This window comes from Bradyrhizobium sp. CCBAU 25360, assembly GCF_028128695.1.
GTDB lineage: Bacteria > Pseudomonadota > Alphaproteobacteria > Rhizobiales > Xanthobacteraceae > Bradyrhizobium > Bradyrhizobium ottawaense.
In genome coordinates this window covers 527,928-542,799 of sequence record NZ_LBJA01000041.1, presented here as the reverse complement: position 1 = coordinate 542,799, position 14,872 = coordinate 527,928, and the positions used below count along the sequence as shown (strand labels likewise).

The window sequence follows — 14,872 nt, the reverse complement described above, 5'->3', positions numbered from 1 at the left end:
AACGCAGGGACCCATAACCGCAGGGAGAGGTTTGGCGAAGACTGGTCGTCCGATACTTCGACCATCCGCGCTCGAATAGATCACGCGGTATGGATCCCCGCGTTCGCGGGGACGACGTCGGAGAGACGGTACCTTACACCTCATGCCCCGGCGATTTCCGCGCCATGCCGTCGAACGCATCGAGCAGTGTCTCGCGCCAGGCATACACCGGATCGTCCGCCTCGAGCAGCTTGAACGGGCTCACCACGCGCGCCCACTGGAAACCGCCGAACACGATGTAGTCGGCGTAGTTTGGCGCGGCGCCGCCGAGATAGGGCTGCTTCTTCAACGTCTGCCGCATCACTTCCAGCGACTTGCGGAAGGCGACCACGCCGATGTCGCGGCTCGCCATGACCTCTTCCAGGCTCTTGCCGCCAAAGCGCGCCTCGCGCGACTTTCGGAAATAGGCAGCGTCGACCTCGGCGAGATTCTTCGGGATGTCGGCAACGATCAGCGGAAAGATGCCACCGACCACGGCGATGTCGCCGAAGGCGTTGATCATGCGCGCCATGGCGCGGCCGCCCTCGCCGCCGAACAGCGACGGACGGTCCGGGAAATTGTCCTCGAGATAGGTCGCGATCGTCCAGGAGTCGACGACGGGCTTGTCATCGTGCAACAGCACCGGAACCTTCTCCGACCCGTGCGGCGCGAGCGCGCTCTTCTCGGTGAAGCGCCAGGGCAGCGATTCCGCCGCGAGGCCCTTGTGCGCCAGCGCCATCCGTGTGCGCCAGCAATATGGGCTGAAGGGACGCGAGGCGTCGGTGCCGACGAGTTCGAAGAGTCTGAGTGACATGGCTGATCCAGCTGCTGTGATTGGCGATCAGAGTAGCCGTCATGCCGACGAGCGCAAGCAAGCCGTCTTGCCGCCGGTGTCGGGGTGTGACCGGCGACCGGCTGCCTCGCCCCTGCCGGATTTGGCCACGGCTTGTTGAGCCGGCACCGGATTGGACCTAAGCTTGGGCATGTCCAAGATCCGATACAGGAGGCGTTGCAATGACCAGGACCATTCAACGGCGCGATTTTCTCTTGGGCTCGGCGGCACTGGCCGGAGCTGCGGCCACCAACGCTTTCACCTGCGTCGAGATCGCGAGCGCTGCCCCGATTGCCGTTCCGACCGTCGACAAGCTCTCGATCCGCGTGCTGGTGGATTCGAGTTTCGACCTGTTCTTCCGTCCCAAGCAGATCAACGGGGTCTCCATCACTCCGGCTGCACGCGGCGGTGATTTCCGCAAATCGCTCCACAATGAATGGGGCCTGTCGCTTTGGCTGGAATCCGAGGGCGGCGGCAATCAGCGCACGCTGATGCTCGACTACGGCTACACGCCCGACGTGCTGCTCAACAACATGGCGTTGATCGGCGTCGATCCGGCCAAGCTCAACGCGCTGATCGTGAGCCACGGCCACTACGATCATTTCGGCGGCTTGAACGGCTTCCTCGACAAGTTCCGCGACAGGCTGCCCGCCGACCTCAAGCTCTATGCGGGCGGCGAGGACAATTTCTGCCATCGCGTCACCCCGACGCCGACGCAGGGGCAATTCGCCGATTTCGGCACCCTCGACCGCCGGCAGCTTGCGGCGCAGAAAGTCACGACCGTGCTGTGCGAAACGCCGACCGTCATTGCGGATCATGCCTTCACCACCGGCAAGATCACCCGGCGCAGCGGCGAACGCGTACTGCCGAACACGCTCGTCGAGTTCGGCATCAAGGACGGGCTGGGCTGCAATGTCGGCCACTATTTGCCCGCGGAAATGGAGGGCAAGATCGTGCCGGACGAGCACATTCACGAGCACGCCACCTGCTTCAACGTGCGGGATCTCGGTCTCGTCGTGATCTCGTCCTGCGGCCATGTCGGCATCGTCAATTCGGTGAAGCAGGCGCAGGAAGTGTCGGGCGTCCAGAAGGTGCACGCCGTCGTCGGCGGCTTCCATCTCGGCCCGGCGCCCAGGAACTACCTCACGCAGGTCGTGAGCGAGATCAAGGCGCTCAATCCCGACGTCGTGGTGCCCATGCATTGCAGCGGGCTCAACTTCGCACAGGAAGCCAATGCCCAGATGGAGGGCAAGGTGGTGGTGACGACGACAGGCAGCCGTCTCACCTTCGGGCTGTGATGCGGCTCGCCAGCGCCTGGCTGTACGTGATGCTGACGCTCGCCTGCGCGGCAGCGGCGCAGGCGCGCTCGGCCGCCGAGACGATGGACATCCTGATGTGGAATCGGGAGCCGGTCGGCGGACCGTTCCAGTTGATCGACCAGACCGGCAAGCCGCGCAGCGAGGGCGACTTCCGCGGGCGGCTGATGCTGGTCTATTTCGGCTTCACCCATTGCCCCGACGTCTGTCCGACCGACCTGATGGCGATCGGACAGGCGCTCGAGCAACTCGGACCGGACGCAGAGGCCGTGCAGCCCGTCTTCATCACGCTCGACCCCGAGCGCGACACGGCCGAGCATCTTGCCGAATATGTGCCGCTGTTTCATCCGCGGCTGCTCGGGCTCACCGGCAGCTCCGAAGCGATCGGAGCAGCGGCAGAGGCCTACAAGGTCTATTTTGCCAGGATTCCGATCGGCAAGGGGGCCAACGACTACACGGTCGACCACACGTCCTTCATTTATCTCATGGACCGCGACGGAAAATATCTCGGCTTCTTTCCCCCGGGCACCTCGGCCGAGCGCATGGTCGAGATCATCCGGCCACGGCTTGCGGTGCCTACGCGATAGCACTCCGGCGAGAGCCGTCGAAAGCGACGCGCTCACCGCCCGTTGGCGCGCAAGAACCTTTCGCCACCTTCCGTCACCGCGATGACGAGGCCAAGGCCTGCAATGGTCTCGCGCGCGACGTAGCCGCGATCGGCGGCGTCTTCCCAGATGGTGAGGCGCGGGCACGAGGTTTTCCAGGTCGCGATCACCTCGGCATAGGCGCGCGGCTCGCGCGCGACCCATTCGACGAAGTCCAGCACCAGCGGATCGGCGCTACAGCTCATTGCAAACCTCCCTTGTCGAAGGCGGCCAGCACCGGTGTGCGCACCATGAGCCAGCAGCCATAGGCGATGTAGTAGCAGGCAATCGTGGTGATCAGCTTGTTCGACCAGGCCACGAACTGCTGGTCGGTCATGGCTTCGAGGATGCGCCGCGCCAGTGTGGTGCCGAGCATCGAGGCAAGGATGGCGACGCCGGCGAGCACGGGATCGAGGCTCGCCGCCTGGTCGATGATGCCGCCGAAATAGACGAGCTTGGTGAAATGGCTGACGAGCTGGCACATCGCCTTGGTCGCGACCTTCTCGCGCCGGCCGAAATCGCCGCCGAGGAAGAAGGTGTCGAGCAGCGGACCCGACACACCGGTCATCAGCATCAAGCCCATGCAGATCGTGCCATAGACGGTGCCCTGCCAGAGACGATCGGGGTCCGGCTTGATGTTCGACGGCAACAGCCGCGCCATGAACGGGGTGATGCCGAGCAGCAGCAGGGCCATCGGCTTGTCCGGCACGTAGCGCGTGATCGACCAGGCCGCGAGCGCGACGGCAGCGCCGACCATATAGTTCGCGACCGGCCGCCAGCGGATATGCGCGCGCCATAGAAACGCGCGCCAGCCGTTCGAGGCCATCTGCGTGATCGCATGCAGCACCATCGCGGTCGGCAGCGTCATCAGTGCCAAGAGCACCCCGATCAGGATCAGCCCGCCCGCCATGCCGAACAGTCCCGACAGGAACGCGGTGGCGACCATCAGCAATCCGAGGGCAGCGATCATGATGGGCGTCACGTGGGGAATCTCCGGTGGTGGGGCCGTTGAGCAGGGCACGCAGGCTGCTTCACTCCCTCGCCCCGTTCCTACGGGGAGAGGGGGGTGAGGGACCGCTTCCGCAGTCACGCTGCCCCGCGGAGACTCCCCCTCACCCGCCGCGCTCTGCGCGTCGGCCTCCCCCCGCAAGCGGGGAGCGGCGAAGGGAACGTGCCTCGCTTGCCCCTTCCGCGCAAACTGAGTTATCTTGGCCTGGCCTCAGTTTTCCTGAGGGTCTTGCATAAGGGTCCTGCCTTTGCGGCGTCTGCTGTTTCTCAACGGCATCAAGGCATTCGAGGCGGCGGCGCGGACCGGCAGCTTTGCCGCCGCCGGGCTCGAGCTCAGCGTATCGGCGGCCGCCGTCAGCCGCATGGTGCATCTGCTGGAAGAGCGGCTCGGCGTCGCGCTGTTCGAGCGCAAGGCCAATCGCCTGGTGCTGACGCAGGCCGGCCGCGCCTATCAGAGCGGGCTGACGCCGATCTTCGACGCGCTCGCCAGCCTCACCGCTCAGGTGACGGCGCCGGCAAGCGTCCGCGTGCTCACGATCGGCGTCGGCCACACCTTTGCGATGCGCTGGCTGATCCCGCGCCTGTCGGAGTTTCGCAGCGAAGAGCCCGACATCGAGGTGCGCTTCACCACCGGCGGCGCGTCGGTACCGTTCGGCGAGGACTGGAGCTGCGGCATCAAGCTCGGCACCGGCGACTGGCCTGGTCTCGTCGCCGAGCCCCTGTTCGCCGGCGATCTCACGCCCGTCTGCGTGCCCCGCCTCGCGAGCGGCCTGAAGCGCCCGGCCGACCTGAAGGGACCGAGCCTGATCCGCGTCGAACATTCGCCGGAGGACTGGCCGATCTGGCTGAAAGCCGCGAACCTCACCCGCATCAATCCGCGCGGGCCGGAGTTCCAGTTTTACGGCCAGGCGCTGCAGGCCGCCGCCGACGGGCTCGGCATCGCCATGGGCATCCGCCCCTATATCGACGACGATCTCGCCGCCGGCCGGCTGGTCGCCCCGTTCGACCTCTCGGTGCCCAAGGGCATGCGCTGGTACCTGCTCTATCGCAGCTTTCAAACCGAGCACCGCGACTTTGCCGCGTTCCGCCGCTGGATCATGCGCGCGGCCTCGGAACCCGCCGCCCGCCCGGTCAAGCGGACGGGCCGTGTCGCCGCGCGGAACTGACGCCCGAGGCAAAAAAGCCTGCCGCTTGTGAACGGCTTCACATTCCGGAATCCGCAAACGTGGTCCCCTGACCCTCCGAAAAGAAACGTGGGACCGACAAGAATGACGACCCTCTACGACGGCTTTGACATTGAATCCTTCGAGGCTGGCAAAGGCCTCTGGCACGCCCGCATCCGCCGCGCCGATCTCAGCCCCGTCGCCATCGACGGCGTGCTGTTTCCGGCGATGGAAGTCGGTTTCGCCTGGCCCGATCAGAACGCCGCGATCGCCGACGCCAAGCACCACATCGACCGCTTCCGCCGGCGGGCCGAGAGCGACGACGAATAAGCGAGCCGGACGGCAAGCGAACCAGGGCAACAGCATAAAGGGGGGAACCGGGTCATGTCAGTCATCGAAATCGAAGACGCGCCGCGGCCGAGAATTTATGCCCGCAATGTGCTGTCCAACTGCCCGGAATGCGACGGCGATCTCACGGTGCTCCGCGTCATCGGCGGCCGCGCAGGACGCGAGTACTGGACCATGCGCTGCACCGATTGCGGCGGCATCCATCTCGACATCCTCAAGCCGCATCAGGCGGGCAAGGACGACGAGGGTCCGCTGCCGACCGCGTAGGGCCGAGCCTGCTGCCAACCTGCTGTCAGCAGGCTGCATGAGGACGGTCATTCACCCTTTATCGGGAGGCGGACTCATCCCATATTCGGCTCATGGCGAAGAAACCTGCTCCCCCAAAATCCCCTAAATCCAAAGCTCCGAACTCCAAGGCACATCGGCCCGACGTGCAGCCGATCGGGCCGGCCCTGGCCGAGCTGCTCAATCCCGCGATCAATCGCGGCGACGCCGGACTTGGCTCGGGCACCGGCCTGCAGCCGCCGCCGGACAATTCCCGCGACCGCCGCTCCGGCGGCGAGGCCGCGGCCCATCGCGCGCGGGCCTCGACGCCCAAAGACCTTCAAAAGCAGTTTCCGCAGGATAGTGCGCGGCCGATGCCGCTGCGGCCCAACCCGCAGCCGCCGGGCGCCCGGCAATCCACCGAGGTTGGTGGGCTGGAAGAAGCGCCGCAGGCCAATTACGGAACCGCGGCCACGATCCCGACGCTCGATCCGGAACTGGCGCGGCAGCTCGGCCTGCCCACCGAGGAGGACGATGCCGAGGCGCTGGCGCGTCCGCCGCGCAACAAGATGGAGGCGCTCGGCGTCAAGGCGACCGCGGAGGCGCTGGAGTCGCTGATCCGCGAGGGCCGGCCGGAGTTCCGCAAGAACGACGGCTCCACCAAGGTATGGACGCCGCACCGGCCGCCACGTCCGGAGAAGTCCGAAGGCGGCGTGCGCTTCGAGATCAAATCGGAATACCAGCCCAAGGGCGACCAGCCGACCGCGATCGCCGAGCTGGTCGAAGGCGTCCAGCGCAACGACCGCACCCAAGTGCTGCTCGGCGTCACCGGCTCGGGCAAGACCTACACGATGGCGCAGGTGATCGAGAAGACGCAGCGCCCCGCGCTGATCCTGGCGCCGAACAAGACGCTCGCCGCCCAGCTCTATGGCGAGTTCAAGAACTTCTTCCCCGACAACGCGGTGGAGTATTTCGTCTCCTATTACGACTATTACCAACCGGAAGCCTACGTCCCGCGCACCGACACCTATATCGAGAAGGACTCCTCGATCAACGAGCAGATCGACCGCATGCGCCACTCGGCGACGCGCGCGCTGCTCGAACGCGATGACGTCATCATCGTCGCCTCGGTGTCCTGCATCTACGGTATCGGCTCGGTCGAGACCTACACCGCGATGACTTTCGCGCTGAAGAAGGGCGAGCGCATCGACCAGCGCCAGCTCATCGCCGACCTCGTCGCCTTGCAATACAAGCGCACCCAGGCCGATTTCACCCGCGGCACGTTTCGCGTGCGCGGCGACGTCATCGACATCTTCCCGGCGCACTATGAGGACCGTGCCTGGCGCGTGAACCTGTTCGGCGACACCATCGAGACCATCGAGGAATTCGATCCGCTCACCGGCCACAAGCAGGACGAACTCGAATTCATCAAGATGTACGCCAACTCGCACTATGTGACGCCGCGCCCGACACTGGTGCAGGCGATCAAGTCGATCAAGTCTGAGCTGAAGCAGCGGCTCGACCAGCTGCACGACCAGGGGCGCCTTTTGGAAGCGCAGCGGCTGGAGCAGCGCACCACTTTCGACCTCGAGATGATGGAAGCGACGGGAAGCTGCGCCGGCATCGAGAACTATTCGCGCTACCTCACCGGACGCCGTCCCGGCGAGCCGCCGCCGACGCTGTTCGAATACGTCCCCGACAACGCGCTGGTGTTCGCCGACGAGAGCCACGTCACCGTCCCGCAGATCGGCGCCATGTTCAAAGGCGACTTCCGCCGCAAGGCGACGCTGGCCGAATACGGCTTCCGCCTGCCGTCCTGCATGGACAACCGCCCGCTGCGCTTCGAGGAGTGGGACATGATGCGGCCGCAGACCGTCGCGGTGTCGGCAACGCCCAGCGGCTGGGAGCTGAACGAGAGCGGCGGCGTGTTCGTCGAGCAGGTCATCCGCCCCACGGGGCTGATTGATCCGCCCGTCGACATTCGCCCGGCCCGCACCCAGGTCGACGACCTCGTCGGCGAGGTCCGCGCCACCGCGCAGGCCGGCTATCGCTCGCTGATCACCGTGCTGACCAAACGCATGGCGGAGGACCTCACCGAATATCTGCACGAGCAGGGCATCCGCGTCCGCTACATGCACTCCGACATCGACACCATCGAGCGCATCGAGATCATCCGCGACTTGCGTCTCGGCGCGTTCGACGCGCTGGTCGGCATCAACCTCTTGCGCGAAGGCCTCGACATTCCCGAATGCGCGCTGGTCGCGATTCTGGATGCCGACAAGGAAGGCTTTTTGCGCAGCGAGACCTCGCTGATCCAGACCATCGGCCGCGCCGCGCGCAACATCGATGGCAAGGTAATCCTCTACGCCGACCAGATGACGGGCTCGATGGAGCGCGCCATCGCCGAGACCAACCGCCGCCGCGAGAAGCAGGTCGAATACAACACCGCCAACGGCATCACGCCGGAGAGCGTGAAGAAGCAGATCGGCGACATCCTCAACTCCGTCTACGAGCGCGACCACGTGCTGATCGAGGTCGGCGGCCACGACATGACCGACGACGTCATCTCGATCGGCCACAACTTCGAAGCCGTGCTCGGCGACCTGGAAACGCGGATGCGCGAGGCCGCAGCCGATCTGAACTTCGAGGAAGCCGCGCGCCTGCGCGACGAGGTCAAACGGCTGCGCGCCACCGAGCTCGCCGTGGTGGACGATCCCACCGCCAAGCAACGCACTGTGCAGGGCAAGGCCGGCGCCTATGCCGGCAGCAAGAAGTACGGCGACGCCGCGAATTTACCGGTCAGCGCCATGAAGAAGAAGACCGTGGGCTCCGCGCTGAAAGCCAGCGGCGGCGGAGGCGGCTCGAAGGTCCACAAGCCGCATCTCGACGAGATGCACGGGCCGGAATCGCTGCCCTATCGCGAAAAGCCGACGCTGCCGGCAAAGCCGTTCGGTAGCACGAGCCGGATCATCCAGCCGACGGACTCGCGACAATCGGGGCCTGAGTTTGGGCCGGCGCCGAAGTCGACGGGCGGGATGCCGGGACGACGGGGCGGGTGGAAGAAGAGGTAGGGGCCGCCTACACTATCCATTGCTAGACGCAAGGAGCCACCGAATACAGCTTGCGGTTGAGCCCACGCACTTGTTAGGGTGCGATTCATTTGCGAGTCTAGCCCATGCAATCTGATCTTATGTATTTTGCGAGCCGCATTTTCGATGGTTACGCAATATTGTTTCTTGGTTCGGGATTTTCCGCTCACTCCAAGAATCGACAGAATGAGCATTTACCGACTGGCGGTTCGCTCGCACGTCTACTCAAAGGGAAACTGGAGTTTAGTTCTGATTATCCTCTGGACGTATTGTCTCGGGAATACATAGCTAAATTTGGTGAGACTAGGCTGCTCTCTCTGTTGCAAGAGAGACTAACCGCGGCGGCAGCTTCACAAGATCAGGTATCGTTGATAGGTCTCCCGTGGAGACGCATCTACACTACGAACTACGATAACGTTGTCGAACTCGCAGCAAATCAAGCCCCAAAAAGAATCATCGCGACGACACTTCGCGATCGGGCCGACACCAATCGGGCCGTTACACAATGTGTACATTTGAACGGACGTCTTTCGTCGGTCGACATACGCACCTTCCAAAGTGACATCAAACGTACGCGTGCATCGTATCTAACAGATACTTTCCTAGACACACCTTGGTCTGCAACATTTAGAAACGATCTCGCTCTAGCAACTGTGGTTATGTTCGTCGGTTACAGTATGTACGACCTGGATGTTGCCAGAATCGTTTATGAGGATCCGATACTGAAATCGAAGACTTGCTTCATTGATACTCCTGAGCTTGACCCCGTTTTTGGGCGTGAACTTTCTCAGTATGGTGAGGTATTCCCGATAGGCGTCGATGGGTTCATCAAAGCGCTAGCCGGGGTGCCGGTGCCGGCGGCAACCAGGGACAGCTTCACCTCGTTCGAGAAGTATGAAGGCCCCATCTTCGCATCTGAACCAACATCGGATGATGTGACCTCTCTATTTGTCCGAGGAGAGATCAAGGACGAAATACTACTTGGCTCGCGAGCAGGATCTGCAAGGTACGCATTTGAAAGAGCTTCGCTGAGAACCATTCTGGAGAGAATAGATGCCGGTTCGAAGAAGTTCTTGATTCACGCCGACATCGGGAATGGCAAGACGATTCTGTTGCACCTTCTCCGCCTCGCGCTTGCTCAAAGGGGTTATCAGGTCCTAACCTTAAAACAGAATTACGACAGCATAGATGATGACGTTCGGCTTCTTGCCGACGATTCTCAAAAGTACGTCGTAATCGTTGAAGAAATCTTCCGTAATAGCGACGTTGTCGAGAAAGTATCCTTTGCGGCTCCTCATTGCGCGGTCATTGCCACCGCTCGAAGCAGCACCTTCGATCTCAGGAACAATGATGTCGAAGAGATTTTTCAACAGAACTTTATCGAAGTTGACTTGAATCAGCTCTCACTTCGAGAAGCCAGCGATCTCGTCAATCTTGCCAGCGAAAACGGTCTTTGGGGCGACCTCAGTTCAAAATCCTTCGACCAGAAACTGCAATTCATTCAGAACAAGTGTGGGAATGAAATTCGTTCATTCCTTTTGCATCTGCTGGAATCGCCTAGCTTTAAGAATAAGATTCGCGAGACCTTTTACGCGGGGATTGATGGAGAGATCCTAAACTGTATCGTCGTCCTTCTCTTTCTGGACGTAGCGAATTTCAACCCTGATTTGTTGACAGTTGCACAGCTCGCACAAGTCGATCTGCTGCGCCAGGCGAAATTGAAGAAGGATCAAACAAGCAGAGAGTATGTTGATTTCGCCTCGGGGAGAATCCGAGTGAAATCGTCAATACTAAGCCAATACATCTTAAAGGAGATTATCGACTACGACGTAAGCCTGAAATATTTGATCAAAGCGATCCGAGCCTGCGAAGTCGGCCGCCGTGAAAACCGCTTGCTGCACGAGGCCCAAAAGGAGCTGATGAAATTTAGCTTCATTGACAAGATATTTGCTCGGACCAAAAATTCGGACCACTATGTACAATTCTACGACAATCTCCGCACCCTGCCGTCGATGGCCAGGAATCCTCAGTTCTGGCTGCAGTATGCGATCGCGAGAATCGAGCACTCCGAGTACAAGAGCGCAGATGTGTTGTTTCGGACTGCATACAGCATCGCAAGGAGCATTCCGAATTACAATCCGTTTCAGATCGACAACCACTTCGCGCGTTTTCTATTGGTGAGTCGAACGCTTGATCATTCGTATGGCGATTATTTCAAGGCGTTCATCGACGCCCACGGGTTATTGATTAAGCAGGCGAGAACCGAGCAACACGCTTACTATCCCTTCAAGGTTGCTCGATCTTACTACGATTTCGTGCTTCAAAATGGCCCAAAGCTAGTACCGGAGCAGAAGGGCGCCATCGAAAGTGCGATTCAACAAATGATCAAGCAAATTGATCGAAGCTCGAAGCACGTCTTGAGATATCGTCTGGTTCAAGAGGCTCGCGGCGACCTCGTTCGCACCTCGGAGCTCCTCAAGTCGTTTGGCTAATCCTCGAAAGTAACTACCTATCTGGGTTGCACTATCCGTACGGTGACGACGACGTCCGTCCGGGCAGTTCAGCTACCCAGCCCCTCACCCCACACTCGCCGTCACCACGGCCATCACCGACAGCAGCAGCACGATGGTCACCAACTGCAGCGAGGCGACGGGCTGGGTGCGCCAGGCCGTGATCTTGTCGGACAGCGACAGATGGGCCTCGAAGAACTTTGGTTCGTAGACGGTCTTGAACAGGTGCGGGAAGCTCGGGCCGAGGGTCACGGCGAGCATGGCGTGGGCGAGCGAGGCGATGGCGACGAAGATGGCGACGCCGGGATCGCCGACGAGATCGTGGTTGCCGCAGAGCTTGAGCAGGAAGGCGGCAGCGGCGAAGGTCGGGAAGCTCTGCAGGATCGTGGTCAGCGCGAGGCCTTCGAGCGCGTTGTGCAGGCGGGACTTTCTGACGGTGGCGAGGGTAGCCATGGCACGTCTCCCTGATGACATGCCGATGACGTTAGCCGCATCGGGAACGGGGTGATGTGAGATGGATCACGCGCCCTTCCTCACCTCGCCCGCTTGCGCGGAGAGGAAGCAGACTGCCGCTGCGGATCGAGGTCGCCCCTACAGCTTGCCCTGGCCGTTCACCTGACCCTGCTGCTGCCGCTGCTTGTCCTGTTCCTTGGCGTGATGCCTGCCGTAGAGGCAGCCGGCGGCGGCGCCGAGGACGCCGTGGTGGCCGGCGTAGTGACCGGCGACGCCGCCGACGACGGCGCCCTTGATGCAGCCCTTGGCGCTGGCGGCGGAGGTCGCGCCAAGCATCAGAAGCGCGGCGGCGATGGCGAAAAGCGGGGCCTTCATGGATCGATGTCTCCGGATGCGGTATCGGCGTCTCAACGGGCGCGAATGGGTCCGGGTTCCAACGCCCGGCGCATGGCAGGAGGCGACCGCGATGTGCCCGCGGCGTCACGCAGGACGCAAAGCGCCGAGCGAATTCTTGCATGCGGAAACGCACGCAACCCGCAATTGCACCCCATGAACCGGGCATTGTGCTCGCGCGTCATACCCTGCAATCACTCTGTGATTTTGCGGATTGATGGACCCGCGAGCCGCACGATAGCGTTTGCAAAGCACGGCCGGTGAGGGCAGGAGCAGCATGACGGTTGAGAAGCTGAACAGGCAACGCGTGCTGCATCTGCTCGACGCCTTCGCGCGCGGCGATCTCGAGGCCGCGCTGGCGTGCTGCACCGACGACGTCGACTTCCTCACCCATGCGCCCATCGACGTGCTGCCGCACATGGTGCCGCGCCACGGCAAGCAAGAGCTGCGCGAGCTCTGGCAGACGGTCTGGTCGCGCTATTCGGAAATCCGCTACAAGGCACCGCACATCCTGGCCGAAGGCGAGGCGGTCGCGACCTACATGCAGGCCTATTTCCGGAAGCGCAGCAACGACCGCATCGTGCAGTTCGACATGGCCGTGTTCTACACCTTCCGCGGCGGGCTGGTGGCGGAGATCCGCGAGATCATCGATTCCTACGATCTGGTGCAGCAGGTGCTGGAGCGCGAGATCGGGCCGCTGATCGTGGGTGCACGGGTGGACTGAGCCTGCTCCTCCCCTGGAACCCGCACGCGATCCGCCGGGACCCGGGAGATTACGGGGTTTTGTTGCAAATCTCACAGATCGCCATCAATTGTGCATTGCGAAAACGTGAATTGCGTTTTGGCCGAAATCGGGTATTTTATTCGTATACAAATGAGTTGAGCCCCACCGCCTGACTGCGCTGGGGTCGTTTTCCGTTTTTCTTCGCAAAGCCAGCTTCAGGACTGCCCAAAATGACAGAGCACAGCCTCTGGCGTTTCTCGCGCGCGTTGCACCGCGCGATCAACGACCGGCATTTCGAGGACATCGAGGCCCTGATCGACGAGGACGTCGAATGGGCGCTCTACGGCCCGATCGACATGTTTCCGTTCCTCGGCGCGCGCCAGGGCAAGGACGCCGTGCTCGACGTCATCCGCCAGCTCGCCGACAATTTCCAGGTCCGCCGCTTCGACCGCGAGAGCATCATGCTGGGCGTCGATTCCGCCGCCTCGATGCTGCGCTATTTGCTGACGGCACTGGATTCCAACAAGCCGATCAGCTTGCGGGTCGCGCAGTTCGCCCAGTTCAGGGCGGGCAAGCTCACCAGCATGCGCGTCCTGATCGACACCTTCGACCTGGTCGAGCAGGCACTCGGCCGCGCCATTCATCTGCCGAAGATGACCAGCGTCGGCTGAGGGGGACGCCAACGGGCCCCGCTGTTCGGGACCTATGACAACGCCTGACGCGACGTCCTGGCCTCCAGCCCCGCCGGATGCCGTCGTGCCGGAAGCTCGTCGTCGGGCGCGCGCCTCTCGCGCGGCCCGTTGGTTCGCGTCCCCACGCGAGTTGCCACAATTTCGCAACGATAAATCCGCATTGATGCGAGCAGACCGAATGGCGCATGGTCATCACCAAGGACCGCCTTATATTGGCGGACAACATGCGCTGGGGTTGGCGGGCAGGACGATGGAATTCTCGACAGGTTGTGGCTGGACCAGGCTGCCGGTGCTGGCGGCCGCGTTCATCTTGGGCTCTGTGCTGACGGTTTCGGCGCAGATCATTCCCCCCTTCTCCCCACCCGCGGGCGCGTCCGACGAGGCCGAGACCGAGACGGCAGAGGCCCCCGACGTCAACGACCCCGACGTGCTCAAGGGCATCGACGTCGACAAGCTCGACTGGAGTCAACTCGCGGTCGACGCCGGCACCGGCATCGACCCGATCGCCGCCAAGAAGCGCGCCCAGGCCGCCGCCAAGGACGGCCTCGACTGGTCGTCGAATGCCAATGCGAACGGCTCCTCGGCGGTGACGGTGAAACAGTCCGTGTTCTCGTTCTGGGATACGCGGATCGGCGCCGACATGACGGTGACCAGCGAGCCGCGGACGATGTCCGAGCTGCTGGCGCAAAAGGCCACCAATGGCGGCAACCTGCCGCAATCCTCCGGCAGCGCCTGGGCGACGGCGACCGCGCCCGGCGCCGGAGTCATCTGGGACAAGACCGCGGTGGAAGCCCGCGTCGATCCCGGCTCGGAACAGAGCAAGCTCGGGGCCTCGCTGACCAAATCGGTGCCGCTGTCCGGCGACACCTCGCTGACGCTGCAGAACGGCTACAGCGTCAACCAGCAAGGCACGAGTGCGGTCCCCGGCATCGGCGGCCACATCACCCGCAATTACGAGACCGACCAGTCCGCCAAGGTCACCCTCACCGACACCGGCACCAGCGTCACCGCCGGCCAGACGCTGTCGACCACGGACGACAAATGGCTGCGCAAGGTCGGCGCCGAGCAAAAGCTGTTCGACAACGTCACCGTCTCCGGCTCAGTCGGCGAGACCTCGCAGGGCGCGATCAACAAGAGCGTGACGGCGGGTTTCAAGAAGAGCTGGTAGGCCAAGCCTCTACTCTTTGCCCTCATCCTGAGGGCGCTCAAAAGCAGCGTCTCGAAGGATCGAGGCCGCGCTGCGAGAGCGGGGCCGGCATGGTTCGAGACGCGCGCGAAGGGGCGTGCTCCTCACCATGAGGGGATGGGTTCCGTGCGGTTACCGCCATTCAGACTCTCGTAACCATACGCCACGGCAAAACCACCGAATGGTCCGCCCTTGCCGCATCTCGGCCCATTTGCGGCCCAATTCCGGCGCC

General features: G+C 62.7%; 15 protein-coding genes. 10 read left to right on the top strand and 5 right to left on the bottom strand.

The window, feature by feature from the left end; genetic code table 11:
* Positions 1-133 precede the first annotated feature (133 nt).
* Complete coding sequence (locus XH81_RS24230) at positions 134-832, bottom strand: glutathione S-transferase family protein (RefSeq protein WP_028140190.1); 699 nt, start codon at positions 830-832, stop codon at positions 134-136.
* A gap of 200 nt (positions 833-1,032) precedes the next feature.
* On the opposite strand from XH81_RS24230, the gene XH81_RS24225 reads away from it, so the two are divergent.
* Positions 1,033-2,148 carry an MBL fold metallo-hydrolase gene (locus tag XH81_RS24225; RefSeq protein WP_028140189.1) on the top strand — a complete coding sequence of 372 codons (1,116 nt, stop codon included), beginning with the start codon at positions 1,033-1,035 and terminating at the stop codon, positions 2,146-2,148.
* Between the two features lie 29 nt (positions 2,149-2,177).
* Complete coding sequence (locus XH81_RS24220; protein ID WP_240536302.1) at positions 2,178-2,753, top strand: SCO family protein; 576 nt, start codon at positions 2,178-2,180, stop codon at positions 2,751-2,753.
* A gap of 32 nt (positions 2,754-2,785) precedes the next feature.
* On the opposite strand, the gene XH81_RS24215 is transcribed toward XH81_RS24220, so the two are convergent.
* Both XH81_RS24215 and XH81_RS24210 read right to left on the bottom strand, forming a co-directional pair.
* On the bottom strand, positions 2,786-3,016 hold the full coding sequence (locus XH81_RS24215; protein WP_028140188.1) for a hypothetical protein: 231 nt from the start codon (positions 3,014-3,016) through the stop codon (positions 2,786-2,788).
* Positions 3,013-3,792: a sulfite exporter TauE/SafE family protein gene (locus tag XH81_RS24210; protein ID WP_028140187.1), complete on the bottom strand. Its 780-nt coding sequence runs from the start codon at positions 3,790-3,792 to the stop codon at positions 3,013-3,015. Before XH81_RS24210 ends, XH81_RS24215 begins: the two co-directional genes overlap by 4 nt.
* 274 nt (positions 3,793-4,066) lie before the next feature.
* On the opposite strand from XH81_RS24210, the gene XH81_RS24205 reads away from it, so the two are divergent.
* The 5 genes from XH81_RS24205 (at position 4,067) to XH81_RS24185 (ending at position 11,174) form a co-directional block, all read left to right on the top strand.
* Positions 4,067-4,984: a LysR substrate-binding domain-containing protein gene (locus XH81_RS24205; RefSeq protein WP_028140186.1), complete on the top strand. Its 918-nt coding sequence runs from the start codon at positions 4,067-4,069 to the stop codon at positions 4,982-4,984.
* Positions 4,985-5,086: 102 nt separating this feature from the next.
* Positions 5,087-5,311, top strand: a complete 225-nt coding sequence (locus tag XH81_RS24200) for a hypothetical protein (protein ID WP_028140185.1) — start codon at positions 5,087-5,089, stop codon at positions 5,309-5,311.
* Positions 5,312-5,365: 54 nt separating this feature from the next.
* A complete protein-coding gene (locus XH81_RS24195) occupies positions 5,366-5,596 on the top strand; it encodes a hypothetical protein (RefSeq protein WP_028140184.1) in 231 nt (76 codons plus the stop codon).
* Positions 5,597-5,688: 92 nt separating this feature from the next.
* A complete protein-coding gene (gene uvrB, locus XH81_RS24190) occupies positions 5,689-8,664 on the top strand; it encodes an excinuclease ABC subunit UvrB (protein WP_080670075.1) in 2,976 nt (991 codons plus the stop codon).
* A 104-nt stretch (positions 8,665-8,768) separates the two neighbouring features.
* Entirely contained in the window at positions 8,769-11,174 is a 2,406-nt protein-coding gene (locus XH81_RS24185) for an SIR2 family protein (RefSeq protein ID WP_271596389.1), read from the top strand.
* Positions 11,175-11,258: 84 nt separating this feature from the next.
* On the opposite strand, the gene XH81_RS24180 is transcribed toward XH81_RS24185, so the two are convergent.
* Both XH81_RS24180 and XH81_RS24175 read right to left on the bottom strand, forming a co-directional pair.
* Positions 11,259-11,645: a hypothetical protein gene (locus XH81_RS24180; RefSeq protein WP_028140182.1), complete on the bottom strand. Its 387-nt coding sequence runs from the start codon at positions 11,643-11,645 to the stop codon at positions 11,259-11,261.
* Between the two features lie 138 nt (positions 11,646-11,783).
* Positions 11,784-12,020 (bottom strand): hypothetical protein, encoded by a 237-nt coding sequence (locus XH81_RS24175; protein WP_028140181.1) that lies wholly within the window; start codon positions 12,018-12,020, stop codon positions 11,784-11,786.
* A gap of 295 nt (positions 12,021-12,315) precedes the next feature.
* Between XH81_RS24175 and XH81_RS24170 the strand changes: the two genes are divergently transcribed.
* The 3 genes from XH81_RS24170 to XH81_RS24160 all read left to right on the top strand — a co-directional run bounded on the left by XH81_RS24170 (position 12,316) and on the right by XH81_RS24160 (position 14,622).
* On the top strand, positions 12,316-12,762 hold the full coding sequence (locus tag XH81_RS24170; protein WP_028140180.1) for a nuclear transport factor 2 family protein: 447 nt from the start codon (positions 12,316-12,318) through the stop codon (positions 12,760-12,762).
* Positions 12,763-12,992: 230 nt separating this feature from the next.
* Entirely contained in the window at positions 12,993-13,433 is a 441-nt protein-coding gene (locus tag XH81_RS24165; RefSeq protein WP_028140179.1) for a nuclear transport factor 2 family protein, read from the top strand.
* Positions 13,434-13,704: 271 nt separating this feature from the next.
* Positions 13,705-14,622 carry a hypothetical protein gene (locus XH81_RS24160; RefSeq protein WP_028140178.1) on the top strand — a complete coding sequence of 306 codons (918 nt, stop codon included), beginning with the start codon at positions 13,705-13,707 and terminating at the stop codon, positions 14,620-14,622.
* Positions 14,623-14,872: the final 250 nt, after the last annotated feature.